This window comes from uncultured Tateyamaria sp., from assembly GCF_947504105.1.
Classification (GTDB): Bacteria; Pseudomonadota; Alphaproteobacteria; order Rhodobacterales; family Rhodobacteraceae; genus Tateyamaria.
Map to the genome: position 1 here is coordinate 80,129 of NZ_CANNGP010000005.1, position 23,848 is coordinate 103,976.

At 55.8% G+C, this 23,848-nt stretch carries 25 protein-coding genes and 1 pseudogene; 16 read left to right on the forward strand and 10 right to left on the reverse strand.

What is annotated here, in order from left to right; translation table 11 throughout:
- Nucleotides 1-35: 35 nt before the first annotated feature.
- From Q1A75_RS05055 to Q1A75_RS05080, 7 genes are all read right to left on the reverse strand, one after another.
- Nucleotides 36-500 carry a chemotaxis protein CheW gene (locus Q1A75_RS05055; RefSeq protein WP_366142177.1) on the reverse strand — a complete coding sequence of 155 codons (465 nt, stop codon included), beginning with the start codon at nt 498-500 and terminating at the stop codon, nt 36-38.
- Nucleotides 497-2,554: a chemotaxis protein CheA gene (locus Q1A75_RS05060; protein ID WP_299551162.1), complete on the reverse strand. Its 2,058-nt coding sequence runs from the start codon at nt 2,552-2,554 to the stop codon at nt 497-499. Before Q1A75_RS05060 ends, Q1A75_RS05055 begins: the two co-directional genes overlap by 4 nt.
- A gap of 7 nt (nt 2,555-2,561) precedes the next feature.
- The gene (locus Q1A75_RS05065) at nt 2,562-2,927 is read right to left on the reverse strand and encodes a response regulator (RefSeq protein WP_299551159.1); all 366 of its coding nucleotides are present in this window, start codon (nt 2,925-2,927) and stop codon (nt 2,562-2,564) included.
- A complete protein-coding gene (locus tag Q1A75_RS24265; protein WP_366142179.1) occupies nt 2,924-3,208 on the reverse strand; it encodes an STAS domain-containing protein in 285 nt (94 codons plus the stop codon). Before Q1A75_RS24265 ends, Q1A75_RS05065 begins: the two co-directional genes overlap by 4 nt.
- A gap of 180 nt (nt 3,209-3,388) precedes the next feature.
- Nucleotides 3,389-4,468: a methyltetrahydrofolate cobalamin methyltransferase gene (locus Q1A75_RS05070; protein WP_299551157.1), complete on the reverse strand. Its 1,080-nt coding sequence runs from the start codon at nt 4,466-4,468 to the stop codon at nt 3,389-3,391.
- A gap of 166 nt (nt 4,469-4,634) precedes the next feature.
- Nucleotides 4,635-5,564 (reverse strand): methylenetetrahydrofolate reductase, encoded by a 930-nt coding sequence (locus Q1A75_RS05075; protein WP_299551154.1) that lies wholly within the window; start codon nt 5,562-5,564, stop codon nt 4,635-4,637.
- 25 nt (nt 5,565-5,589) lie between these two features.
- Nucleotides 5,590-5,886, reverse strand: coding sequence for a virulence factor (locus tag Q1A75_RS05080; RefSeq protein ID WP_299551151.1), 297 nt, complete (start codon nt 5,884-5,886; stop codon nt 5,590-5,592).
- A 208-nt stretch (nt 5,887-6,094) separates the two neighbouring features.
- Here Q1A75_RS05080 and Q1A75_RS05085 point away from each other — a divergent pair, with 208 nt between their 5' ends.
- The 3 genes from Q1A75_RS05085 (at nt 6,095) to Q1A75_RS05095 (ending at nt 8,927) form a co-directional block, all read left to right on the forward strand.
- Complete coding sequence (locus Q1A75_RS05085) at nt 6,095-6,772, forward strand: sulfotransferase family 2 domain-containing protein (protein WP_299551149.1); 678 nt, start codon at nt 6,095-6,097, stop codon at nt 6,770-6,772.
- Between the two features lie 68 nt (nt 6,773-6,840).
- Nucleotides 6,841-7,965: a Ppx/GppA phosphatase family protein gene (locus Q1A75_RS05090; protein ID WP_299551146.1), complete on the forward strand. Its 1,125-nt coding sequence runs from the start codon at nt 6,841-6,843 to the stop codon at nt 7,963-7,965.
- Nucleotides 7,966-8,201: 236 nt separating this feature from the next.
- Nucleotides 8,202-8,927: an RlmE family RNA methyltransferase gene (locus tag Q1A75_RS05095; protein WP_299591903.1), complete on the forward strand. Its 726-nt coding sequence runs from the start codon at nt 8,202-8,204 to the stop codon at nt 8,925-8,927.
- A gap of 31 nt (nt 8,928-8,958) precedes the next feature.
- On the opposite strand, the gene Q1A75_RS05100 is transcribed toward Q1A75_RS05095, so the two are convergent.
- Nucleotides 8,959-9,963 (reverse strand): GlxA family transcriptional regulator, encoded by a 1,005-nt coding sequence (locus Q1A75_RS05100; protein WP_299591859.1) that lies wholly within the window; start codon nt 9,961-9,963, stop codon nt 8,959-8,961.
- 175 nt (nt 9,964-10,138) lie between these two features.
- Here Q1A75_RS05100 and Q1A75_RS05105 point away from each other — a divergent pair, with 175 nt between their 5' ends.
- Nucleotides 10,139-11,512, forward strand: a complete 1,374-nt coding sequence (locus Q1A75_RS05105) for a class II 3-deoxy-7-phosphoheptulonate synthase (RefSeq protein ID WP_299591861.1) — start codon at nt 10,139-10,141, stop codon at nt 11,510-11,512.
- Nucleotides 11,513-11,574: 62 nt separating this feature from the next.
- Here Q1A75_RS05105 and Q1A75_RS05110 read toward each other — a convergent pair whose 3' ends face one another.
- On the reverse strand, nt 11,575-12,237 hold the full coding sequence (locus tag Q1A75_RS05110) for a PAS domain-containing protein (protein ID WP_299639091.1): 663 nt from the start codon (nt 12,235-12,237) through the stop codon (nt 11,575-11,577).
- Nucleotides 12,238-12,450: 213 nt separating this feature from the next.
- On the opposite strand from Q1A75_RS05110, the gene Q1A75_RS05115 reads away from it, so the two are divergent.
- From Q1A75_RS05115 to phoB, 12 genes are all read left to right on the forward strand, one after another.
- A complete protein-coding gene (locus Q1A75_RS05115) occupies nt 12,451-13,365 on the forward strand; it encodes a YicC/YloC family endoribonuclease (protein ID WP_299591865.1) in 915 nt (304 codons plus the stop codon).
- Nucleotides 13,366-13,369: 4 nt separating this feature from the next.
- On the forward strand, nt 13,370-14,020 hold the full coding sequence (gene gmk / locus Q1A75_RS05120) for a guanylate kinase (protein ID WP_299591868.1): 651 nt from the start codon (nt 13,370-13,372) through the stop codon (nt 14,018-14,020).
- Entirely contained in the window at nt 14,017-14,544 is a 528-nt protein-coding gene (locus Q1A75_RS05125) for a gamma carbonic anhydrase family protein (protein WP_299591870.1), read from the forward strand. Before gmk ends, Q1A75_RS05125 begins: the two co-directional genes overlap by 4 nt.
- Nucleotides 14,544-14,867, forward strand: a complete 324-nt coding sequence (locus Q1A75_RS05130) for a hypothetical protein (RefSeq protein ID WP_299591872.1) — start codon at nt 14,544-14,546, stop codon at nt 14,865-14,867. The genes Q1A75_RS05125 and Q1A75_RS05130 overlap by 1 nt, the downstream gene beginning before the upstream one ends.
- Complete coding sequence (locus tag Q1A75_RS05135) at nt 14,864-16,051, forward strand: aminotransferase class I/II-fold pyridoxal phosphate-dependent enzyme (protein WP_299591874.1); 1,188 nt, start codon at nt 14,864-14,866, stop codon at nt 16,049-16,051. The genes Q1A75_RS05130 and Q1A75_RS05135 overlap by 4 nt, the downstream gene beginning before the upstream one ends.
- Nucleotides 16,052-16,063: 12 nt before the next feature.
- Nucleotides 16,064-17,125: an ATP-binding protein gene (locus Q1A75_RS05140; protein WP_299591876.1), complete on the forward strand. Its 1,062-nt coding sequence runs from the start codon at nt 16,064-16,066 to the stop codon at nt 17,123-17,125.
- Between the two features lie 132 nt (nt 17,126-17,257).
- Nucleotides 17,258-18,298 carry a substrate-binding domain-containing protein gene (locus tag Q1A75_RS05145; RefSeq protein WP_299591878.1) on the forward strand — a complete coding sequence of 347 codons (1,041 nt, stop codon included), beginning with the start codon at nt 17,258-17,260 and terminating at the stop codon, nt 18,296-18,298.
- Nucleotides 18,299-18,399: 101 nt separating this feature from the next.
- Nucleotides 18,400-19,872: a phosphate ABC transporter permease subunit PstC gene (gene pstC, locus Q1A75_RS05150; protein WP_299591880.1), complete on the forward strand. Its 1,473-nt coding sequence runs from the start codon at nt 18,400-18,402 to the stop codon at nt 19,870-19,872.
- Nucleotides 19,872-21,203 carry a phosphate ABC transporter permease PstA gene (gene pstA, locus Q1A75_RS05155; protein WP_299591882.1) on the forward strand — a complete coding sequence of 444 codons (1,332 nt, stop codon included), beginning with the start codon at nt 19,872-19,874 and terminating at the stop codon, nt 21,201-21,203. Before pstC ends, pstA begins: the two co-directional genes overlap by 1 nt.
- Nucleotides 21,204-21,212: 9 nt before the next feature.
- A complete protein-coding gene (pstB, locus tag Q1A75_RS05160) occupies nt 21,213-22,010 on the forward strand; it encodes a phosphate ABC transporter ATP-binding protein PstB (RefSeq protein ID WP_299591884.1) in 798 nt (265 codons plus the stop codon).
- A gap of 11 nt (nt 22,011-22,021) precedes the next feature.
- Nucleotides 22,022-22,723 carry a phosphate signaling complex protein PhoU gene (gene phoU, locus Q1A75_RS05165; protein WP_299591886.1) on the forward strand — a complete coding sequence of 234 codons (702 nt, stop codon included), beginning with the start codon at nt 22,022-22,024 and terminating at the stop codon, nt 22,721-22,723.
- Nucleotides 22,724-22,735: 12 nt separating this feature from the next.
- Nucleotides 22,736-23,425 (forward strand): phosphate regulon transcriptional regulator PhoB, encoded by a 690-nt coding sequence (gene phoB, locus Q1A75_RS05170; RefSeq protein ID WP_299591888.1) that lies wholly within the window; start codon nt 22,736-22,738, stop codon nt 23,423-23,425.
- Between the two features lie 212 nt (nt 23,426-23,637).
- Here phoB and Q1A75_RS05175 read toward each other — a convergent pair.
- Nucleotides 23,638-23,835 (reverse strand): annotated as a pseudogene (locus tag Q1A75_RS05175) (IS110 family transposase); the annotation flags it as partial.
- Nucleotides 23,836-23,848 lie beyond the last annotated feature (13 nt).

A 23,848-nucleotide genomic window follows, 5' to 3' on the forward strand; every position in this document is an offset into this window, starting at 1 on the left:
ATCGTCCAACCAGGGTTGGCCTGGAATCTGTCGCATCAAGCGGCGTCACTTTCTGCCCGCACCAAGATTTGTGTTAAGTCTAAGACCCGTATTATGCGATCCTCTATCAGGGTCAGCGACCTGATGACGCCGGAACCGTCGGACGGGGCTGCATCCGGCAGTGCTTGCATGTCCTCTTCGTTGAGCGCCACGATATCCGATACAGCACCGACAAGCAGTCCGGTCATGCCTTCACCATGTTTGATGACAATGATTACGTTCCGGTCACTTTGGCCGCATTTGGGCAAACCCAGGCGCTCAGCCAAATCCATGACCGGCAACACCGTCCCGCGCAGATTGATGACGCCGCGCATGAAACTAGGCGCAAGCGGCATTGGAGTTGCCCGTGTCCAGCCGCGTATCTCCCGGACGTTCATGATGTCGAGAGCGTATTCGTGATCACCCAATTTGAATGCTAACAATTCTATTGGTTTCGCCGTATCTGCTTCGCTCATGTTCATGCCTCTACCATGACGCGCTCACGCGCCTGCGTTTTGGGTGCGTTTGCAACGATATCAGCGGGGTCTAGGATCAATGCAATCTGTCCGTCCCCGAGTATCGTGGCTGCTGCGATCCCTGGCGCGCGATAATGACTATCATCGAGCCCCTTGATCACAACCTGGCGCTGATCTTGAATCTCGTCGACGACGAGGGCCACACGCGTCTTATCGTCGAAGGTTAAAAGCAGGGCCACACGGTTGATAAAGGTGTCACATGGGGGCCGATATCCAAGAGCGGCGCCAAGATCAAAAAGCGGCACAAAACCGTCACGCACCCGCAATACAAAGCGACCAGGCTGGACTTGCTCGGCAGCCGTTTCGGATAGGGTAAAAGCCTCGGTGACCACGTTCAAAGGTACGACCAATGTTTCACCGGCTACAGCAACGACCATGCCATCAAGCACTGCCAACGTCAAAGGCAGTGATATGCTGAAAGATGTTCCGATGTTCGGTGTGGAATTGATGGTGATCCGCCCGCCCAAACCGTGGATAGCCGTGCGCACCACGTCCATCCCCACGCCACGCCCGGACAAGTCCGAGACGTCGGAGGCGGTTGAAAACCCCGGCAAAAACAGAAGGTTGTCAATCTCGGCATCCGTCAAGGTTGCATCGCGCGGCAGAAGCCCCTTGTCGATTGCAATTTGTCGAACCTTCTTCCGATTTATACCGCGACCGTCGTCTGACACGTTGATCACAACACGACCGGACTTGTGTGCGGCACTCAGCCTTACTTGACCTTGTGCTGGTTTCCCAACTGCTGTCCGTGCGTCCGCAGGTTCCAGACCGTGGTCAACCGCGTTGCGTATCATGTGAGTCAGCGGCTCAGCCAGGCGTTCGATCACTGTTTTATCGAGTTCGGTCGTTTCGCCTTCGGTAACAAGCCGCACATCCTTGGAAACGGATGCCGAAGCTTCGCGTACAATCCGTGCTATACGCTGGAACAGCGACTTTACTGGTTGCGCCCGGATCATCATCACACTGTCCTGAATATCGCGTGTCAATCGCTGGAATTCCTCCAGCCCGTTCACGGCGTCAGAGTGCGGGGGCAGCCCTACATCAACCAGGCTTTGGCTTAGCATTGCTTGGTTGATCACCAGTTCGCCAACAAGGTTAACCAGGCGTTCGATCCGATCTACATCGACGCGCACAACAGCTTTGCTCGTTACAGACCGTACGGCGCGCTGATCTGTCTTTCGCGGCTGCTGGATTGGGGATCTATCTACGCTCAGTGTGGGGGTGATTTCTGGTGCATTGACGTGTGAGCGGGCAGAGATTTGCAGGTCGCACGCGCCATCTATAGACTCGAACACAGATACGATTTCGGATTGGCTAAACTCTGTCGTCAAAGTGAACAACCAGCTCAGGTAAACGGTCTGTGGCACCAATTGATTGAGCGTCGGTAATCGGCTTGTGTCACAGTGGACCTCAAGCTCGCCCAGGCCCGATAGAACGGTAAGATAAGCTGCTACATCGTGCTCGGTTTCAAATGCCTCCGGCTCCGGCGCGAAGACGATGTCGTATGTTAAAGCATTCGTGGGAGCATCCTCGCACATCACTGTCTGAGCGACATCAACCTTGATCGGTTCGAAAGCGATTTCTTCCACTGTCTCAACGTGCGGCACAGAGCCGGTTTTTGCCTCCAATTCGCCGAGTAGCGCCGCCCTTTCAGTTTTAGGGGGGTCCAGCCCGTCCCGATGGGTGCGAACGAGGTCCGACAAATGATCAGTCGCGCGAAAGAAAAGGTTTAGGAGATCAGGTTCAATTGCAATTTCGCCTGAGCGTACGGCATGCAAGACCGTTTCGTACTGGTGTGCAAACTGTACCATGCTCTCGAATCCGAAAGCCCCAGCACCACCCTTGATGGAATGGACTGCGCGAAACACGACATGGATCGTCTCACCATCATCTGTGCCTTCATCAAGTTCACGCAGCCCGTCCTGCAATGCCTCGAGCAGCTCCTCACACTCGACAAAGAACGACGCGCGAATTTCTGCCATGGGGTCCGAAGACGTCATCCGACCGTTATCCTGCGACCATTTGTAATGCCTTTACCAATTTCACAGGGTCGAACGGTTTAACGATCCAGCCAGTTGCCCCTGCGTTGCGCGCGCGCATCTTCATCTCTGGGGCCGCTTCTGTTGTCAGCACCAAGATTGGCGTTGCCTTGTACTGGCCACGGTCGCGAACCGCATCGATGAAGCCAAACCCATCCATGCGCGGCATATTGATGTCGGTGATGATGACATCCGGGTCTATCGCGTCGAGCACTTCTGTACCATGTACGCCATCTTCGGCGGTGTGTACGGTGAAGCCCGCGGGCTCAAGAGCGAACCGGATCATGTCGCGCATCGTCCGGCTGTCATCGACAGCAAGTACTTCGAGGCTCATGTGTCTTCCTCCGGTTGTGTCAGATGAGCAAGTCCAATGGACGTCAGCTGGTCTTGTACGCAGTCTTGAACGTGCAGAATGCAAAAAGCGGAATTTCTTGCTTGGGCCGTACATCTCGCGCTCAGCAGCACTTGCGCTCCAAACATGTCGACGTGGCTGGTGCGTCGTGCATCGAGACGTATGGCACCGCTACTGTTCGTCAGCAATTGCGAGACGAGGGCTGGTGCTGTGACCGCATCTAGACGTTCGGGCAGGAGTAAAGCATCAGACATGGAGTTCATGAAAAAATGCAAGTTTCCGGCGGATCATCCGTTCCCTCCTGATTGCAAAGCCTAGGTGGGGTTTAGCGGACGGTCTGTTAAAACCGGGTTACTGACCCTGTGCTTTGCAAACTGGTGAGCACAAAAAAACTGCTCGAGATAGCACCTCAAGCAGTTTCATTGTTTGTCAGTGTCTTGAAGTCAGCCGCGTCGCCGTCCGCCCGCCCGGCCGCCGCGCCCGCGTCCTTCTTCACCGGCCTTTGGGGCGACACGGTTGAACTGGATCCATGCACCACCACCTTCGTCATTGTTGGTCAGAAAGTTGGCCGCACGTATGGCCTCCATCTCTTTGCCAGCCCGCGGTTTCGTGGATCCGATGCCAAACATCTGCACGAATGCTTCATCATCCATTCCTTGTGGCAGAACAATGCCTGCAGCTTCGACCTCGGCCCGCTTTTCGGCAATTTTGCTGGGGCCAACGGGAAGCGCAACAGGGTTCATGATGGCGGACGTCATGCCAGCGCCCATGGCCATGGGAAGAAAGGCGTTGTTGATGCCATGCCGGTTGGGCAAGCCGAACGAAATATTCGATGCCCCACACGTTGTGTTGACACCCAGCTCTTCCCGCAAGCGGCGTACGAGCGTGAAGACTTGCAAGCCAGCAGTGCCCATTGCACCTATGGGCATGACCAGCGGGTCGACGACAATGTCATGGGCCGGAATACCAAAATCCGCTGCGCGCTCTACTATCTTCTTGGCGACGGCAAAACGGACATCCGGATCTTCGGAAATACCCGTATCGTCATTCGAGATGGCCACGACCGGCACGTTGTACTTCTTGACCAGAGGCAGAACGAGGTCCAGTCGTTCCTCTTCTCCAGTCACGGAGTTCAGAAGCGGGCGACCTTCGGCAGCGGCCAGGCCGTTCTCCAATGCACCGGGCACTGAACTGTCGATGCAGAGCGGGCAGTCGGTCACGGCCTGAACGTGCTGAACCAACTGCTTCATCAGCTCCGGCTCGACAAAATTGTTGTCGGCATAGCGCGGGTCTTCGGCCATCTTGTTCGAGAAAACAGCGCCCGAGTTGATATCAAGCACGGTTGCGCCTGCCGCGACCTGCGCCACCGCATCGGCTTCGACGCGCGAGAAATCTCCTCGCTCCAGCTCTTCGTTCAAGATCTTGCGGCCCGTAGGATTGATCCGTTCACCAATCACGCAGAAGGGTTGATCAAAGCCGATCAATGCGGTCTTGGTTTTGGATTCGACAACAGTGCGGGTCATGGGCGCGGCCTTTGTACGTTGGGTTTTGCGGAGTGTTGATCCGATTCCCGCATTGCTGCGCAGGTCAAAACGACATCCCGCCGACTGGGAAAGACACCTAACGCGCGCGAAGCTGATGCGCGAGAGGCTCTGGCTTGAAACCTTTTCAGGACGGTTATGAGTGAAGTTAGCCTACAGCAGCTGGAATAGCCGAAGAGCCTCCGTTTTCAATCGCCCAATTGGCATTGGCCTTGATCCCGCCAAGGGGGAAGAAATGCACGTGAGTGATGTTGAAGCCGGGGTTCGCAGCCTTGTGTGAGGCAAGCTCCGACACGACTTCGTTAGGCTCAAACGGCAGCAACAGTTTGGTCACATCCTTGGCTCGGCGTTGCAACACGCGCAGCGATGGCCCTACGCCGCAAGCGATCGCAAACTTGATCATGGTTTGCAGCTTGGCGGGGCCCGCGATCCCTATATGAATGGGCAGGTCAACACCGGCAGCCCCGAGGCTGTCAGCCCATTTTATAATCGGGCCGGCCTCGAAGGCGAACTGTGTGGCAATGGCCATTTCTGCGTCGGTACGTTCAGAAAATTTTTGTTTCCAAGCAAGAGCTTCGTCGACGGCTTTCATTCCACCGTCAGGATCAATATCCTTGTTGCCTTCGGGGTGTCCTGCCACATGCAGGCGCTTGAAACCTGCCTTGTCAAAGGCACCGCTTTCCATCAACTGCATCGAGCTGTGGAAATCACCATGGGGTTGATCGACACCGCCCGCCAACAGCAGCGCTTGATCGACATTTGCCTCACCCTGATACCGGGCGATCCAATCGTTCAGTGTTGTCTGATCCTTGATGATGCGCGCGGGGAAGTGTGGCATGACGGGAAAGCCTTCGGCATTCAAGCGCTTGGCTGTGGCCACCATGTCTTCGATCGGTGTCCCTTCGATGTGGGCAATGTAGACGCGTGTGCCTGCGGGCAGTATGGCGCGAAAATCATCTACCTTCTGGGATGTGCGCGGCATCACTTCGATGGAATACCCCTGAAGAAACGTCTCTACCTCTGGCGAGAGGGCACCGGCCACTGGACCGTCGTCACGTTTGAAGTTCAGCAATGCCATTGCGGCACCTCCCTGTGTTTGGGCGTTACGCCCATCCCTCGTTGTCAATCAGCGCCTTGATGCGCGCTTGGTCGTATTCCGTTTCAAGCCGAACAGCTTCGCTTTCCGCCACTTCTGCTGGATCGCCATCGACGGTGTATGGTTCAGCCTTGCGCCATTCGGCCAGATAAGCGTCGGCATCCTTGGCGTTGACCTTCATTGCAGCTCTATCGATAGCTTGCTCAAACCGCTCCTCAAGCTGACGTTTGGAGCCACGCCGCCCCTTGCCCACGATCACTTGGGCAGGGATGTCGCGCCAGTAGACGATTGTGACATCAGGCATGTGATTCCTCCGCATGGCTTTCGCCCTAATTACGCGACGATCTAGGGTGTCTGCGGCTCATTTTCGACAAAGGAAACCACCGTTGCGACTTCGCACTCACTGACTCTGATTTGCAACAGCGCTGCATTTTCGATTTTATGCCTGTTTGGCTGGGCCGTCGCTTGGGTAAAATGGCGCAAACAAGACAAAAAATGTCGGGTAGGAAATAATGGTTATTCGAGTCGATTCCCATCGGCTGGCCTATATGGCTGTGCCAAAGGCTGCGTGTTCGTCCGTCAAGGCGGCACTTGCTGCGCTTGATCCACTGCAAGCACATGACCTTGCTGAAACACTTGGGCAAAAACAAGTGCATGCCATCTATCCCACTATGCGGTTTCGCAGGCACAGATGGGATTTTCTGGAAAATCATTATCGTTTCACTGTCGTGCGCGATCCTCTCAAACGGCTGCTTGCTGTTTATACAAATCGTGTTGAGGGGCTGGGTATTCTTAGCCATTGCCGCAAGATCAGACGGGGCAGGGTGCATTTGCCTACTGAGCCAGATCCCGACTACTTTTTTCAGAACCTGAGCGCCTATATCGCGACGTCATCGGATATCAAGCATCATACCCTGCCAACCGCGTTGTTCACCGGAACAGATTGGTCAGCCTACAATAGCGTCTTTCGTACCAACGAAATGGCTGATCTGGGCGCGGAGCTTAGTGCCCACACAGGACGCGACGTTGTCATCCCCCACTTCAATTCGAGCGACCGGCACCTTCATCTGGGCGATCTTTCCGTTCAAACGCAGCGCGTTTTGCGGGTCCTTCTTGAGGACGAATACACTCATATTGCTCCTTTTTTTGACAATCCATTTGAGCGCAGACACGTACACGCGGTGGCCTGATCAAGCCACTTGCGCGATCACGTCACAGGACATATCGTCGGCTCAACCCGTTATGAAAGGCGCAGAAGATGGCGCCAAAGCGTCCCCAAGGTTCGGGCGCGACAAAGACTAAAGGCTCCCGACAGGGGGCCAAGCCCGTTCCGCGTGCCCCAGGATCGCCCGAGCTTTACGCCGCGCTTGATCTGGGTACAAATAGTTGTCGCATGTTGATAGCCGAGCCGAAGGGCGCGGGGTTTCAGGTTGTGGACAGTTTCTCGAAATCTGTGCAACTCGGCCTCGGTCTGGAGAAGTCGGGAAAGCTGTCGCGCGGGTCCATGTCACGGACCGTACAGGCCATGCGGATTTGCCAGCAGAAACTGAAGCGTCACAAGGTTAAGCGAATGCGTCTTGTCGCAACCGAAGCCTGCCGCAGAGCGCTGAATGCAAAGGATTTTGTTCAGCGTGTCCAGCACGAAACCGGTTTGCGACTGGATATCATCAAACCCGAAGAAGAGGCCCAGCTGGCCGTTGTATCCTGCGCACCACTGGTCAGCCCAAAAACCGAAAACCTTTTGGTGGTCGATATCGGCGGAGGATCAACCGAGCTTGTATGGCTGGACCTGTCACAAGTCCCGCGCGCTGACCGGCCGCAGTCAATCATGCGCCTTCATTCCGGTTTCAAACAAGCCGCATCCGACATGCCCGAAGCACGTGTTGTGGATTGGATCAGTGTTCCTTTGGGCGTGGCGACTTTACGCGAACAGTTCAACGACGTGGATGATGATGCGGCACGATTTGCCCTTATGAGTTGGTTCTTTGAGGAAAACCTGGCTGACTTCTCTCCCTATCATGCGACGGAGCCGACTGAGCGTTTCCAAATCATCGGAACATCTGGCACTGTCACGACAGTTGCTGCCTCGCATCTTGGTCTGAAACGGTATGACCGAACCAAGGTAGACGGTCTGCGCATGACCTCAGACCAGATCGATACGGTCATCCGTTCCTACCTCGCTTTGGGTCCAGGAGGGAGGCGTGCTGATCCGCGTATTGGGTCAGACCGGCACGCACTTATCATGTCCGGAGCCGCAATCCTTCAGGCATTGATGCGGTGCTGGCCGACAAACCGTCTGTCAGTGGCCGACCGCGGTCTGCGCGAGGGTTTGCTTTATGCACAGATGAGCGCGGATGGCGTGTTGGATGATCAACGGATTTGACGCTGGTCGGTCCAACGAAGAAAAACTTAATGAGCTTTGCCCGATGGCAGCGTCTGCATGATTGCGGGCCTTTGGAATAAGCAGATGCGCCACCGGTCAATCGATGTTATCGGCAAGACGCATTGCGGAAAATGGTAGGCACGGCATGCATTTCTGTGTGTTGAGCCCTATATTCGCGGTCTCTTGAAACGGAACACAGTGCGCAGCGCGCCGGTATGAAACTGAAAGGTGGCAACGTGGCCAAGACCCCGACAGGCAAGAATACATCCGGACGCGGCCAACGTGATCTTAAGGTCAAGGTTAAGACCGCGCGAGGACGCAAGCTGTCTTCAACCAGGTGGCTTCAACGGCAACTGAATGACCCGTATGTCAAAAGGGCCCAGGCCGAAGGCTACCGCGGGCGTGCGGCGTTCAAAATCATGGAACTGGATGACAAGTATCGTTTTCTGGTTCCTGGTGCCCGTGTGGTGGATTTGGGCGCGGCGCCCGGCGGCTGGTGTCAGCTTGCCGTGAAACGCGTGAATGCTCTTGGTGAAAAATCGGGTAAGGCGGTCGGCACCATTCTTGGGGTCGACCTGCAGGAAATGGAACCGATTGCCGGGTGCGAGTTGCACCAGCTGGACTTCATGGAAGATGACGCAGACCTGAAGGTAAAGGAATGGTTGGGCGGCAAGGCGGACGTGGTGATGTCGGACATGGCCGCTGCATCCTCTGGTCACAAACAAACTGATCACTTGCGTATTATCTCGTTGTGCGAGGCAGCAGCCTACTTTGCCTTTGACGTTCTGGATGACGGAGGAACGTTTGTTGCCAAGGTTCTGGCTGGCGGGGCAGAGGGCAGCTTGCAAAAGCTGCTCAAACAACGCTTTGACAAGGTCGCCAATGTCAAACCACCGGCGTCGCGCGCCGACAGTTCGGAGAAGTTTGTTGTGGCAACGGGGTTCCGAGGCAGCACCGACTAGCTTTCGCAGCCTGGGGGGGCATGGCAGGGTATCAGATAGATAGACGTGCTGCGTGCGTGCCCCGTTCGCGATAGGGGGTCGTATCGTAGTGCGCTCGATAGCACTTTGAGAAATGCGACGGTGATGCAAATCCGCAGGCCAATGCCACGTTAATGACGCTCATGTCTGTCTGCATCAACAGGTTCCGCGCCTTCTGCAAACGCAATTCCATGTAGTAGCGCTTTGGGCTTCGGTTCAGGTAGCGGCGAAACAGACGTTCGAGCTGTCGGGTCGACATGCCGACATCCTTGGCAAGGATGGAGGGGCTTATCGGTTCCTCTATATTCTGCTCCATGATCTGGATGACCTGGCTCAACTTCGGATGCCGAACCCCGATGCGGGTGGGTACGGACAATCGTTGTGTATCCTGATCTGTGCGAATGGATGAATAGATCAACTGATCCGCTACGGCGTTGGCAAGGTCTTCGCCGTTGTCATCTGCGATCAGTTTCAGCATCAGGTCGATCGAAGACGTGCCGCCGGCCGTGGTCAAACGCTTTTCATCGATGACAAAAACAGACTTCGTCAACTCGACTTCCTGAAATTCCTCGGTAAAGCTGTCTTGGTTTTCCCAGTGAATCGTTGCTTTCTTACCATCCAACAGCCCCGCCTTCGCAAGGGAGTAGGCGGCCGTACAAAGCCCCGCCATCGGAACACCTTTGCGCGCTTCGCGGCGCATCCAACTCAGCAAACGTTTGGTCGTGGCAGCCTGCACATCGATGCCGCCACAGATCATGACCACATCATCACGGGTCAACTCGTCCAGATCGCCGTCCAATTGGAACCCTGTGCCCGCAGAGCTTTGGGCGACGTCCCCGCCCTCACCAATGATCTTCCACGAATAGAGTTCGCGGTTTGCCATACGGTTGGCAATGCGCAAACTTTCCAACGCGGCGGAGAAACAGAGCAACGTAAAGTTATCAAGTAGGACAAACACAAAACGCTTGGGTTTGGCGACTTCTTGGCGAGGCTCTGTAGCCGGGCGAGAGAGCGACATCTCGGTAGGTGTCCTGTTCTTATTGCCGGGCGTCCTGACCCGGAGGTTTCGTCAGCCTGATCACGGTGTAAACGCCACGTCAAGAGGGCGCATTTGTGATATGGTGTCCCCCGCATAGCTTTTGTATAGAAGGCCCCGGTCATGAGACCGCTAACAGCTTTTGCGGAGAGACAAGATGAGCGATTGGACAAAGTCTGACTGGCGCGCCAAGCCCCGGATCCAGATGCCCGATTATACCGATACTGCGGCACTGAACGCGGTTGAGGCGCAACTTGCAAAGTATCCTCCCCTGGTGTTTGCAGGCGAGGCGCGGCGGCTAAAGGCTCATCTCGCCGATGCATCTCGCGGCAACGCATTTCTGCTGCAGGGCGGTGATTGTGCCGAGGCATTTGACCAGTTCAGCGCAGATAGCATTCGCGACACCTTCAAAGTTATGTTGCAGATGGCTATGGTGCTGACGTACGGAGCAAAGGTTCCGGTTATCAAACTTGGTCGCATGGCGGGCCAGTTCGCCAAGCCGCGCTCGGCTCCGACCGAGGTGGTGGATGGCGTGGAATTGCCCAGCTACCGTGGTGATATCATCAATGAGCTGGACTTCACTCCAGAGGCGCGCATTCCGAACCCACGGAAGATGCTGCAGGCCTACACTCAGGCAGCGGCCACGCTGAACCTGCTGCGTGCATTCTCGACCGGTGGTTTTGCCGACATGAATATGGTGCATTCGTGGACGTTGGGCTTTGCCGATGGGGCAGGGGCGGAAAAGTACCGCGAAATCTCAGCCCGCATTCAGGACACTATCGACTTCATGGCCGCGGCTGGCATTGATGCGGATACCACGCATGAATTTTCGTCCGTCGAATTCTATACCAGCCATGAGTCGCTGCTGCTTGAGTACGAAGAAGCGCTGACACGGATCGACTCAACCACCGGCAAATGGCTGGCGGGATCGGGTCACATGATCTGGATCGGAGACCGCACGCGTCAGCCTGATGGCGCACATGTTGAATTTGCACGCGGTGTTCAGAACCCCGTCGGTCTGAAATGCGGCCCCAGCATGGCTACCGAAGACCTCAAGGTGTTGCTGAACAAGTTGAACCCGGAGAACGAGGCTGGCCGCCTGACTCTGATCGCCCGATTTGGTGCCGGATCTGTAGGTGAACACCTGCCGCGCCTGATCAACACCGTGCGCGAGGAGGGCGCAGAGGTCGTTTGGGTCTGTGATGCGATGCACGGCAATACCATCAAGTCTTCGACCGGATACAAGACCCGTCCGTTCGACAGTGTCCTGCGTGAAGTACGTGAATTCTTTGGCGTTCATGCTGCCGAAGGTACAGTACCCGGCGGCGTCCATTTCGAAATGACGGGACAGGACGTTACTGAATGCACTGGTGGTGTACGTGCAGTGACGGAAGAAGACCTGAGCGACCGCTATCACACGGCATGCGATCCGCGTCTCAATGCGTCGCAATCACTGGAATTGGCGTTCCTTGTGGCGGAAGAGTTGTCGCAATTGCGCGCCACCCGCGCAAAAGCCCGCGCGGCGAGCTGATCAAACAAAGGATGCGCCAGACAAAACGTCCGGCGCATCTCTGGAACTCGGGACTTCGTTTTCTAGTTATCGTCCGACTTGACCAGTCGCAGATAAGGAACATTGGGCCGGGTCGTTGAAGCTTCAAAGCGTTTCTGGCTTTCAGCAAAACCATCCACACGGGCGCGCTTTGGTTCGGGCTCTAGAGCTGGTTTAATGGTTGCCGGTACCGAAGACGGCGACGAAATTGGCCGAATACGCGTACCAACCACGCTGAATCGGCGTGGTGTCTGTCCAATGTCACCTTGTGCGACCAAACACCCGAGAATCCGGCTTACATCGCCAAGATCGCTTTTGAGTGGCAGCAGCAGCAAACGGCACTCCATCTGTGGCTTGGAAATGTTTGTCTCGGCGCTCATGCGCAATTCGCACATTGCAGGACGTTGGCAGACATCTTCAATGGCATCAGAGATCTGGCGGCGACAGGGCGGTGTGATCAGTGATGTCAGCGGCATGCCACGCACTTCCATGCCCATAAGATCGCCCAGATGGCTGCCTGCAATCCGAATGCGTGCCATTCCCGGTGCAATCCGTTCAAGAACGAACGTGTATTCAAGCGCTGATTCAATACCGCGCGGGTCAATCTCGGACCGTTTGGGCATCAAACGGGTGCCGCGCAAGCCTTCCCAATAGGCCTCAACCTGCGAAATCGCCGAAAAACCAGTCTCTGCGCGGAACTCTGTCATAGCACGTACATTGTGCGGGGTAAGGTCTGATTTGTCCATCTGTACATACTCTCACGTGGTCCGTTGGACCGATTGCAATGGGAATGATGCAAAGCATATCAAATTTGCAGGAAACCGCTCGAAGAAAGCTAACAAGTGGTTAATCCCGATCTTGCGTCCGCGAGTAGGGGCAGTGGCTTGCCCCGCCGTGAACTACCCCCTAAACGCAATAACATGACGAAAACATCCAAAGACGTCGCCTTGCGATCCATGACTGGTTTCGCCGCGGCCACAGGCGCATCTTCCCCATTTCGCTGGGCGTGGGACATCCGCAGTGTAAACGGTAAGGGGTTGGATGTGCGATTGCGCGTCCCGGATTGGATCGACGGATTGGAAACGGCACTGCGTCCGTTGGTCACGGCGTGTGCGAAACGGGGCAATGTCACGTTGTCCCTGCGCATCACACGTGAGGATGCTGCGGTAAGTTTATCTCTGAACGAAGAGACCATGCGTGCCGTTGTTCAGAACCTGCTTGCCATCGAAGCCGAGGCAATGGATCAAGGTCTGTCGCTGGCGCCTTCACGTGCTACTGACATTGCAAATATGCGCGGGGTTATGGATGCAGGGTCGGCACAGGACGACCCGGCACCGTTGCGTGCGTTTCTGCTGGCAGAAGTGCCTGTGCTGCTGGATGCGTTCGACGACATGCGTGTTCGTGAAGGCACGTCCTTGCGCGATGTGATGTTGGGTCAACTGTCCGAAGTTGAAAGGCTGACTGTGGAAGCGGCCGATCTGGCAGAGGCACGCAAAGACGATGTGGCAACAAACTTGAAACGCAACCTGGCCCGCGTTCTGGATAACACGGACGGTGCGGACCCGGACCGTGTCGCCCAAGAGCTTGCCTTGTTGGCCGTCAAATCTGATGTAACGGAAGAGATTGATCGCTTGCATACACATGTCAGCGCTGCGCGGGCGCTATTGAACGACGGCGGAGCCGTCGGCCGCAAGCTCGACTTCCTGATGCAGGAGTTCAATCGCGAAGCCAATACGCTTTGCTCAAAAGCCCAGAACGCTGATCTGACGGCTGTTGGACTGGCCCTTAAAGCCCTGATTGATCAGATGCGAGAGCAAGTGCAGAACGTGGAATGACAAGATGAACGATGCCCAAACCCGCCGTGGTCTTTTGATCATACTCAGTTCGCCCTCAGGCGCCGGCAAAAGCACACTGGCGCGGCGGTTGCGCAACTGGGATCCAGATTTATCCTTTTCCGTATCGGCTACCACACGTGAGCCCCGACCGGGTGAGGTGGACGGCGAACACTATCGCTTCATTTCCGAAGCCGAGTTCAAAGGCCAAGTTGCCAATGGCGAAATGCTGGAGCACGCTCACGTCTTTGGCAATTTCTATGGCTCACCAAAGGGTCCGGTAGAACACGCGATCAACAAGGGTAGTGATGTCCTGTTCGACATCGATTGGCAGGGTGCGCAACAGATCACAAATTCAGTTCTAGGACAGCACACCCTGTCGATTTTTATCCTGCCGCCGTCGATCGCTGAATTACGCCGTCGCCTGGAAACCCGTGCGCAAGACGATGCAGATACCATCGCCCGCCGCATGCAAAAAAGCTGGGATGAGATCAGTCACTGGGGCGGGTATGACTACGTGTTGGTCAACGACGATCTGGACGAGACCGAGGACCACTTGAAAACCGTCATAACGGCCACGCGTTTACGTCGTTCGCAGCAGCCACAACTGACCGACCACGTACGCGCGCTTCAAACCGAGTTCGAGGAGTTGCCATGACACTTTATGCACTGGGTGACGACCGCCCACAAATTGCTGATGATACATGGGTTGCGCCCGACGCCAACGTGATTGGAAAAGTGATCCTCGAAGACCGGGTCAGTGTCTGGTTCGGTTGCACTATCCGCGCAGATCACGAAGACATCCGAATTGGGGCGGGAAGCAATGTACAGGAAAACTGTGTCATGCATATCGATTTGGGATACCCACTGACGATCGGCCCGGGCTGCACCATCGGTCACAAGGTCATGCTACACGGCTGCACCATTGGGGAAAACAGCCTGATCGGCATGGGAGCGACAGTTCTGAACGGTGCGAAGATCGGCAAGAACTGCCTGATAGGGGCAGGGGCCCTGATCACTGAGGGCAAAGAGATCCCCGATGGATCGCTGGTCATGGGAGTGCCCGGTAAAGTCGTGCGGGACCTTGATGAACAAGCTATCCAAGGGTTGCGCGCCTCGGCCCTTCATTACCAGGAGAATATGCGCAAGTTTCGCGATGAGATGATTGAGGTGGCGGTCTGATGCCGCATTGCGAACTCAGCTACTCAGGCGATCTTAACATCGATGCAAACGCCATCCTGGCGGATATAGAGGCCTGTATCCTACGCCATGATGATGGGGCCGGTGAAACCAAGGGCAGGGCTTATCCCGCGCCCGCTTTTCATCATACGCATCTAAAGGCATCCGTGGCCCTGCTGGCCAAGCCGCATCGAAACGCTCCGTTCACGGCCGCGTTGCAAAAGGATCTGGTGGATCTAATTGCCGTGTATCTGCCGCGGCCCTGTTGGTTGAGCGTGGATATTGCATACAGTTCTCAGACCTACCACACGGAATTTCTGGAATGATCTCGAACTCCAAAGGGTCCCTGGTTCGGCCCACGGCATTGCCGGACAGCGCGTCTCGCCCGGTTGTCACACCACTTAGCCCGTCTGTCGTCTACGCCTCGGACACACCTGACATGTTGGATGCGCAATATGACGGCGATCTGCACGGATATACCTATAGTCGTGAAGGGCACCCGAACGCAGATGTCGTGGCCCAGGCCATCGACCGAATGGAGGATGCACCGCATATGGGTGTGCTCACCTCGTCAGGCATGGGGGCAGTATCTGCTGTGCTTTTGGGGTTGCACACATCAGGTGATCACGTGATTGGCGGCAACCAGTTGTATGGTCGGTCGCTGCGCATGATGTCCGAGGATTTGCCCCGTTTGGGTATTCAGACCTCAATGGTTGATCCAGGTGATGCAAGTGCAGTGCGTGCGGCACTCCGGCCGGAAACAAAGATGATCCTTGTCGAGGTTGTGTCGAACCCAACATTGCGTGTCGCTGATGTGCTTGGTCTGTCCGCTCTTGCGAAAGAGGCGGGTGTGCTTCTTGTCATCGATAACACGTTCACCACCCCCCGTGCTTTCAGGGCGTTTGATCACGGCGCGGATATCGTCATCCACTCTTTGACCAAGCTGCTGTCTGGCCATTCCGACGTAATGCTGGGCTATGTCGCAGCCAGAGACAAAGAGATCAACGATCGTTTGCGCGTATTCACGGTAACAACCGGTATGACACCCAGCCCCTTTGATTGCTGGCTGGCGGAACGGGGGCTTCTGAGCTTCGACCTGCGCTATGACCGCGCACAAGCAACGGCTGCGATCTTGGCCGAATATCTGTCTGAATTGTCGGGTGTCAAACGGGTCATCTACCCAGCCCGGCGCGACCATCCGGACCACGCACGGGCCGAAGCTCTGCTCAAGGGCCAATATTGCAACATGGTCAGTTTCGAGATTGAGGGCGGGCGGGCGGCGGCCAATGCCTTTTCCCGTGGCGCCGAAGGACTAAACTTTGCTCCGACATTGGGCGATGTGGGCACAACGATCTCTCATCCCGCATCGTCATCTCATCGTGCGCTGTCAGCAGAAAAACGTGCAGAATTGGGGATGACGGAAGGTTTCTTCCGCATCTCAGTTGGCCTGGAAGACCCAGACGTGCTGTGCGGTGTCTTTACGCGCGCCGTGCAGGCCGCACTGGCGTAAAAGGGGTAGGCGATGGGTGACGATGTGCTTGGCGCTTTGCTTGCCGCCTTTCCTTTGCCAACGCTGGCCATCGACGCGTCGGAACGTATCATGGCAGCCAACGCCGAGGCACTGACTTTAATTGGCCAACAGGCGCTGGACCGGAACTATGTCACGATGCTGCGACAGCCTGCATTGCTGGATGCTATCGAAGCTACAATGCAGGACGGCAAGCCGCGAAAGACTCACTATCTGGGCAATGATGGTGCGCAGGACACGACCTTCAGCGTGAGCGTGCGCGCTGTGGCCGGTTTGGGTCGCAATAGCAGCGGTGTGGCGCTACTGGTCTTCGAAGACGTCACGCATGTCGAGCAGACCAGCCAAATGCGTCGTGACTTCGTCGCTAATGTCAGCCACGAATTGCGCACACCGTTGACCGCGCTCATGGGTTTCATCGAAACGCTTCGCGGACCTGCACGCAATGACCCGGCGGCCGCTGAACGCTTCTTGAACATCATGCAGGATGAGGCCGAGAGAATGAACCGGCTGGTCGGAGACTTGATGTCACTGAACCGCGTCGAGGGCGATGAGCGCGTGCGTCCGACAGAAGCCGTCGTTCTGAACGATGTGTTGGATTCGACGCTGCGGACGCTGCGGTCTCTGGCTGACGAAGCTGGCGTGACATTCGAGCGTGAGTTCGAAGGTGAGACTGTGCACCTGATCGGAGACCCGGACCAGTTGAAGCAGGTCTTCACCAATCTGACGGAAAACGCGATCAAGTATGGTGGATCGGGTGGTCGTATCAGCATTCGCATGACCACCAGCGCCCGCGAGCCTGCCTTGCGCGCGCCCGGCGTACGGGTCCAGATCGTGGACTATGGTCCGGGCATTGATCCTGTGCATTTACCGCGCATTACCGAACGCTTCTATCGTGCAGACGATCACCGGAGCCGCGCGCTTGGAGGCACCGGACTTGGCCTTGCCATCGTCAAGCACATCGTCAACCGTCACCGGGGTCGCTTGCGTGTAGAAAGCACGCTTGGTGAGGGCGCATCGTTTACAGTCATCCTACCCATTCAGAAAAATTTCGGGTGACGCCGCGACAAACCGCTCACTGTCATAAAACTGTTACGCCTTTGTCACAAAAGGATTGCGAGCGGTGCCTAGACGGGCGCCAAGATCCTCATGGGGGGGATCATAAAGAAAATGCTCAGACAGGAGACATTCATGTCCTTTGTGAAACTCACCACATCGGCGCTGGCCCTTTCCGCGATGGCGGCAACCGCTGCTGTGGCGCGTGACCAGGTTCAGGTTGCCGGTTCGTCCACCGTTCTGCCTTACGCATCGATTGTTGCCGAAGCTTTTGGTGAAAACTTCGACTTTCCGACGCCAGTTGTGGAATCGGGTGGGTCCTCGGCTGGCCTCAAGCGCTTCTGCCAGGGTGTCGGCACTGAACACACCGATGTTGCGAATGCTTCACGTGCGATCCGCGACAAGGAAATCAAGGCGTGTGCCGACAACGGTGTGAGCGACATCATCGAAGTTCGCATCGGTTATGACGGCATCGTTTTTGCGTCGCAAATCCAAGGTCCTGAATACACTGCCTTCACTCCGTCCGATATCTTTAACGCTCTGGCCCCCAAGGTCATGGTTGACGGTGTTCTGGTCGACAATCCGCACACGCAATGGTCCGATTTCAACGCCGAACTGCCCGCAGCTGACATTCTGGCCTTCATCCCCGGCACCAAGCACGGCACACGTGAAGTGTTCGAAGAAAAAGTGATCGCCGCTGGCTGCGAAGCGACAGGCGCCATGGAGGCCATGATCGCTGGTGGTATGTCTGAAGACGATGCAGAGGATGCCTGCCTGAGCGTGCGCACCGATGGTCGTTCGGTCGACATCGATGGCGACTACACCGAAACACTGGCTTCGATCGACGCCAACACAAATGCAATCGGCGTGTTTGGTCTGGCGTTCTATGAAAACAACACGGACAAGCTGAAAGTGGCTACAATGTCAGGTGTTCAACCCACGACTGAGACGATCGCCAAGGGTGAATACCCCGTGTCGCGTCCGCTGTACTTTTACATCAAGAAAGCCCACATCGGCGTGATCCCCGGTCTCAAAGAGTACGCTCAGTTCTTCGTGTCTAACGAGGTTGCTGGCCCCGATGGTCCGCTGGCGGCTTACGGGCTGGTGTCCGATCCAGAGTTGGCTGACACACAGCAAATGATCGCAGACGAAGAAACCATGGGCAGCAACTCGTAGTCTGACCGACTGCCATGACAATCAGGCCGGGCGGCGACAGACCGCCGCCCGGTTTCTACTAACAAGACCGCCAGCGCGCGGCTTTCGTTTTTGGGGGACATATGCCTGTTATCTGGCTCACGCTGATCGTCTTAGCGATCTCGGCGCTTGGGTTCTTCACGGGGCGCCGACGTGCACTTGCCAGCGCTGACGGTGACAGCCGCAATCTGCATTCGCTGCCGATCTACTATGGCTCCAACGCATTTATGAAGTCTGTCGTTCCCGCATTTGGATTGATGCTGCTCTGGTTGCTCGTCCAACCTCTGTTCATCGACAACCGCGTCGAACAGATGATACCTGAAAGCGAAATAGCGGGAGGGGCGAATATCGGCCTTGTGATGTCCGAAGTGCGCCGCACTGCGGATGGGCTTCAAAATGCGGTTGATGCAGGGTTGCTTGACGACGGAATGGCCCGGAATAGCCAAAGCGATCTTACCGATCTCACGCAGCGACTGCGAGATGCAGGTCAAGTTGTGACCAGCCAGATCACGCAAACTGTACTACACGCCGCGCAAGCCTATCGCGCGTTGAGCCAGACATCGAATATGTTGATGACCATCGCGGTTTTGATTGTCGCAGTGGCCGGAGCCGTTTGGGGCACAATGGAAAGCGCCAAGTCTTTCCGGGCGCGCAACACGGTCGAACAAGGCGTCTTGGCCCTTTTAATCGCGGCCGCATCAGTCGCCATCCTCACCACAATCGGTATCGTTCTGTCGCTTATCTTTAACACGATCGAATTTTTCCGACTTTACCCAGCATCCGAATTCTTCTTCTTGCTTCAGTGGGCACCCAGTTTTTCGGGTCGGGGTGGCGCATCGAGCCTTGGTATCATTCCGCTGCTTTGGGGCACGCTTTACATTTCGCTTGTGGCGCTTTTGGTCGCTGTACCGGTCGGTTTGTTCGCGGCGATTTATCTGTCGGAATACGCGGGCCCCAAGATGCGTAGTATCGCCAAGCCGATGCTTGAGATCCTCGCCGGTATCCCGACAATCGTCTACGGCCTCTTTGCCTTGTTGACGATTGGCCCGATCCTTTTGTCCGTCTTCGGCGACAATGGGTTGGGGTGGATGCAGGGGCAACGCGCCGTGCTGACCGCCGGCCTGGCCATGGGCATCATGCTGATCCCCTTTGTCAGCTCGTTGTCGGACGACATCATCAACGCGGTCCCGCAAGCCATGCGTGACGGGTCGTACGGGCTGGGCGCGACCAAGTCTGAGACCATCAAGCAGGTCGTGCTGCCTGCAGCCTTGCCCGGTATTGTCGGCGCAATCTTGTTGGCAGCCAGCCGCGCCATCGGTGAGACTATGATCGTCGTACTTGGGGCAGGGGCCGCAGCCCGCCTCAGCCTCAACCCTTTCGAAGCCATGACAACCGTGACGGCCAAGATCGTGTCACAGCTGACGGGCGACAGCGACTTTGCATCGCCCGAAGCCCTCGTTGCTTTCGCCCTTGGCATGACCCTTTTCATCATGACGCTCGGGCTCAATGTCTTTGCCCTCTACATCGTGCGTAAATATCGGGAGCAGTATGAGTAATGACTGACGCAGCCATGACACCACCCGAGGCGGCGCGCCCAATCAAGTCGCTTGTACACGAAGACGCGCGCACCAAAAAACGAAACGCGTCTGAGCGTCGGTTCCGCGCCTATGGCATCGGTGCAATCTGTACCGGCATGTTCTTTCTTGTTGCGCTGCTTGCCGCGATTCTGAGTTCGGGCCTGCCTGCGTTCCGTCAGGCGGTTGTAGAAGTGCCGTTCACCCTGACGCTAGAACAGTACAACACTGCCGAAGAAGCACTATTGAAAACCGGTATTTACACCGATTACTTCGTTACTTCCCTTACCGACACATTGGAGAGCGAGGGCGTCGAGATCGAGTTTGATGAGAAATCCATCGAACGACTTCTGGGCAAGGTGGGTGGCGATCTGCGTGCATTTTATCGTGCCAATGAGGATCAACTGGGCGCGCCTGTCTCATTCGAACTTGCGGCCGCATCTCGCGTGGATCGCTACCTGAAAGGGACATTCGAACGCGAAGATTTGCAAGGCGGAAACCGCTTCTTCATGCCCGAGGATTTCGATTTGATCGACGCCATGCGTGAAGCCAAGTTGATAAAACAGGTGTTCAATTGGAACTTCTTTACAGGCGTCGACACCGGCGTCGACAACCCTGGCGGGGCGGGTATCGGTGCGTCCGTACTGGGCTCATTCTTCATGATGCTCGTTGTTCTCGTACTCAGTCTGCCGATCGGGGTGGGGGCCTCCATTTATCTTGAAGAGTTTGCTCCCAAGAACCGGTTTACCGATTTTATCGAGGTCAACATCTCGAACCTGGCTGCCGTACCATCCATCGTGTTTGGTATTCTTGGTCTGGCCGTGTTCATTCAGTTCGCACATCTGCCACAATCGGCTCCGCTGGTTGGCGGATTGGTACTGACACTGATGACTCTGCCGACGATCATCATTTCGACACGCGCATCGCTCAAGGCAGTGCCGCCGTCAATCAGAGATGCCGCGCTCGGGGTAGGGGCCTCGAAGATGCAGGCGGTTTTCCATCACGTCTTGCCACTGGCTGCACCGGGCATCCTGACCGGTACGATTATTGGTCTGGCGCAGGCGCTCGGTGAAACTGCACCGCTGCTGCTGATTGGTATGGTGGGCTTCGTCGCGCGTTACCCCGACACGTTTGTTGAAGGGTTCATCGAGCCGAATTCAGCTGTGCCCGCACAGATCTATAACTGGGCCGCCCGTTCCGACGCGGTCTTTACGGAAAAGGCTTGGGGCGGCATCATCGTTCTGTTGCTGTTCCTGATCACCATGAACACCATCGCTGTCATCTTGCGGCGCCGGTTCGAACGCCGCTGGTAGGGGGCTGCCATGAACGACATGAGAATTCTGGAGAGAGACGTGGATACAAACGACGTCAAGATCGCGGCCAAAGGTGTGCAGGTCTATTACGGTGAGACTCACGCCATCAAGGACGTGGATGTCGAAATAGACGACAAGACCGTCACCGCATTCATCGGTCCATCGGGTTGCGGAAAGTCAACTTTTCTTCGTTGTATCAACCGGATGAACGACACAATTGATGTTTGTCGCGTCACTGGAGACATTCATATCGATGGCGAGGACATCTACGACTCAAAGGTTGATCCAGTTCAACTGCGCGCAAAGGTTGGCATGGTTTTCCAGAAGCCCAACCCGTTCCCGAAGTCGATCTATGATAACGTGGCCTATGGTCCGCGCATCCACGGTTTGGCCAAGAACAAGGCAGAACTCGATGAACTTGTTGAGAAATCTTTGCGCCGGGGCGCGATATGGGACGAGGTGAAAGACCGCCTTGATGCACCTGGCACCGGTCTGTCAGGCGGTCAGCAGCAGCGTCTTTGTATTGCCCGTGCCGTCGCAACTGAGCCCGAGGTGTTGTTGATGGACGAACCATGTTCGGCGCTTGACCCGATCGCGACGGCGCAGATCGAAGAGCTGATCGACGAGTTGCGCCAAAGCTATTCGGTCGTGATCGTCACGCACTCGATGCAGCAAGCCGCACGGGTCAGCCAGAAGACAGCATTCTTCCACCTTGGAAACCTTGTGGAATACGGCGAGACGGGCCAGATCTTTACCAACCCAGTCGACCCACGCACCGAAAGCTACATCACTGGCCGCATCGGCTAAGGAGCAGATCAATGCAAGACCAACACATCGCATCGGCCTTTGATAGGGACCTTGAAGCGATCCAGGCGCAGATCATGAAGATGGGCGGTCTGGTCGAGAACGCCATCCTGGAGGCCGCCATCAGCCTTGAAACTCGCGATGAAGAGCGAGCAGAGCAGGTTCGCAAGGGCGACAAGGCCATAGATGAACTTGAGGAATTGATCAATGAAGAAGCCGCCCGCGTGATTGCGCTGCGCGCACCGACAGCGATCGACCTGCGGCTTCTTCTGTCCGTTATCAAGGTGAGTGCAAACCTCGAACGTATTGGAGACTATGCAAAAAACATGGGCAAGCGCACCAGCGTTCTGTCACAGATGGCACCGGTGAACGACAGTGCGGGAGCTCTGCGTCGCATGGCCAAAGAGGTTGAGCGCATGCTCAAGGACGCATTGGACTCCTATGTGGCGCGTGACGCCGAACTGGCTCAGGATGTAATTGATCGAGACGCGGAAGTGGACCAGATGTACAATGCTCTGTTCCGTGAATTCCTGACCTTTATGATGGAGGATCCGCGCAATATCACTGCATGTATGCACCTTCATTTCATTGCAAAGAACATCGAACGCATGGGGGACCACGTGACATCGATTGCGGAACAGGTCGTTTATCTGGTCACTGGGTCGACCCCAGAGGAAAATCGCCAGAAGGCTGATAAAACATCCGTTCAGGTGTAGGAGACAGAAACGATGTCCGTCGATCAACCCCGTGTTCTGGTTGTTGAAGATGAACTGGCGCAACGTGAAGTGCTTGCCTACAATCTCGAAGCAGAGGGTTTTGCCGTGAGCCGCGCTCAGAACGGTGAAGAAGCACTTTTGCTCGTTGACGAAGAAATGCCTGATATCATCGTGTTGGACTGGATGATGCCAAACCTGTCCGGGATTGAGGTTTGCCGCCGACTCAAGATCAAGCCCGAAACGCGCAGTATTCCTGTAATTATGCTGTCCGCACGATCCGAGGAAGTTGACAAGGTGCGTGGCCTTGAAACAGGTGCGGACGACTATGTGGTCAAGCCGTATTCTGTCATCGAACTGATGGCACGCGTTCGTAGCCAACTACGCCGTGTCAGGCCTGCAACCGTTGGTCAGCGACTTGAGTTTGACGATATCATTCTGGACTCCGAAAGCCACAAGGTCATGCGTGGTCGAGATGAGTTGAAGCTTGGCCCAACAGAGTTTCGGCTTCTCAGCACGTTTATGGAGAAACCGGGACGAGTTTGGAGTCGTGAGCAACTGCTGGATCGCGTTTGGGGTCGTGACATCTATGTTGATACACGAACTGTTGACGTACACATCGGTCGGCTGCGTAAGGCGCTGACATTCTTTGGTGGTGCTGATCCAGTGCGGACAGTCCGCGGCGCTGGATATGCCTTGGGTTAGGTAAGATATTGCGCTTAACTGGCTGATATGAAAAGTATTATCACAATACAGCATATCTAAAAATATTACATAATTATGATTATGTGAATTCGCGCAGGCCTTGAGGACTCATGTGAATGTCCCTTAAAAATGAGACTCCTATTTTGAGACTCGAATCCAGGCGAAATGACTATACCGTCTTGGCCCTAGACCCTTGCGCATGGTAATATCTTACTCTTCTCGGACACCGTCTGCGGCTTGGGTCGAAGCGCCGCTTCGGCAATCACCCCTGCGTCGTTGTAATCGTTCTTTTGCCCTTTATTGAAAGGCTTCACGTAGATCGCAGAAACGATCCTTGGCACAAACCCCATCTCGCGAAGTGTCCGACTGACAAAGTGAGCGCTCAGGCAGGCCTCCATGCCTACAATGCAACTTCTCAAATTG

Bases quoted from the DNA above. Each gene is read 5' to 3' on its own strand.
- Q1A75_RS05055 (WP_366142177.1), bottom strand. From the start codon at position 500: ATGAACATGAGCGAAGCAGATACGGCGAAACCAATAGAATTGTTAGCA.
- Q1A75_RS05060 (WP_299551162.1), bottom strand. From the start codon at position 2,554: ATGACGTCTTCGGACCCCATGGCAGAAATTCGCGCGTCGTTCTTTGTC.
- Q1A75_RS05065 (WP_299551159.1), bottom strand. From the start codon at position 2,927: ATGAGCCTCGAAGTACTTGCTGTCGATGACAGCCGGACGATGCGCGAC.
- Q1A75_RS24265 (WP_366142179.1), bottom strand. From the start codon at position 3,208: ATGAACTCCATGTCTGATGCTTTACTCCTGCCCGAACGTCTAGATGCG.
- Q1A75_RS05070 (WP_299551157.1), bottom strand. From the start codon at position 4,468: ATGACCCGCACTGTTGTCGAATCCAAAACCAAGACCGCATTGATCGGC.
- Q1A75_RS05075 (WP_299551154.1), bottom strand. From the start codon at position 5,564: ATGGCATTGCTGAACTTCAAACGTGACGACGGTCCAGTGGCCGGTGCC.
- Q1A75_RS05080 (WP_299551151.1), bottom strand. From the start codon at position 5,886: ATGCCTGATGTCACAATCGTCTACTGGCGCGACATCCCTGCCCAAGTG.
- Q1A75_RS05085 (WP_299551149.1), top strand. From the start codon at position 6,095: ATGGTTATTCGAGTCGATTCCCATCGGCTGGCCTATATGGCTGTGCCA.
- Q1A75_RS05090 (WP_299551146.1), top strand. From the start codon at position 6,841: ATGGCGCCAAAGCGTCCCCAAGGTTCGGGCGCGACAAAGACTAAAGGC.
- Q1A75_RS05100 (WP_299591859.1), bottom strand. From the start codon at position 9,963: ATGTCGCTCTCTCGCCCGGCTACAGAGCCTCGCCAAGAAGTCGCCAAA.
- Q1A75_RS05105 (WP_299591861.1), top strand. From the start codon at position 10,139: ATGAGCGATTGGACAAAGTCTGACTGGCGCGCCAAGCCCCGGATCCAG.
- Q1A75_RS05110 (WP_299639091.1), bottom strand. From the start codon at position 12,237: ATGACAGAGTTCCGCGCAGAGACTGGTTTTTCGGCGATTTCGCAGGTT.
- Q1A75_RS05115 (WP_299591865.1), top strand. From the start codon at position 12,451: ATGACGAAAACATCCAAAGACGTCGCCTTGCGATCCATGACTGGTTTC.
- gmk (WP_299591868.1), top strand. From the start codon at position 13,370: ATGAACGATGCCCAAACCCGCCGTGGTCTTTTGATCATACTCAGTTCG.
- Q1A75_RS05125 (WP_299591870.1), top strand. From the start codon at position 14,017: ATGACACTTTATGCACTGGGTGACGACCGCCCACAAATTGCTGATGAT.
- Q1A75_RS05130 (WP_299591872.1), top strand. From the start codon at position 14,544: ATGCCGCATTGCGAACTCAGCTACTCAGGCGATCTTAACATCGATGCA.
- Q1A75_RS05135 (WP_299591874.1), top strand. From the start codon at position 14,864: ATGATCTCGAACTCCAAAGGGTCCCTGGTTCGGCCCACGGCATTGCCG.
- Q1A75_RS05140 (WP_299591876.1), top strand. From the start codon at position 16,064: ATGGGTGACGATGTGCTTGGCGCTTTGCTTGCCGCCTTTCCTTTGCCA.
- Q1A75_RS05145 (WP_299591878.1), top strand. From the start codon at position 17,258: ATGTCCTTTGTGAAACTCACCACATCGGCGCTGGCCCTTTCCGCGATG.
- pstC (WP_299591880.1), top strand. From the start codon at position 18,400: ATGCCTGTTATCTGGCTCACGCTGATCGTCTTAGCGATCTCGGCGCTT.
- pstA (WP_299591882.1), top strand. From the start codon at position 19,872: ATGACTGACGCAGCCATGACACCACCCGAGGCGGCGCGCCCAATCAAG.
- pstB (WP_299591884.1), top strand. From the start codon at position 21,213: ATGAACGACATGAGAATTCTGGAGAGAGACGTGGATACAAACGACGTC.
- phoU (WP_299591886.1), top strand. From the start codon at position 22,022: ATGCAAGACCAACACATCGCATCGGCCTTTGATAGGGACCTTGAAGCG.
- phoB (WP_299591888.1), top strand. From the start codon at position 22,736: ATGTCCGTCGATCAACCCCGTGTTCTGGTTGTTGAAGATGAACTGGCG.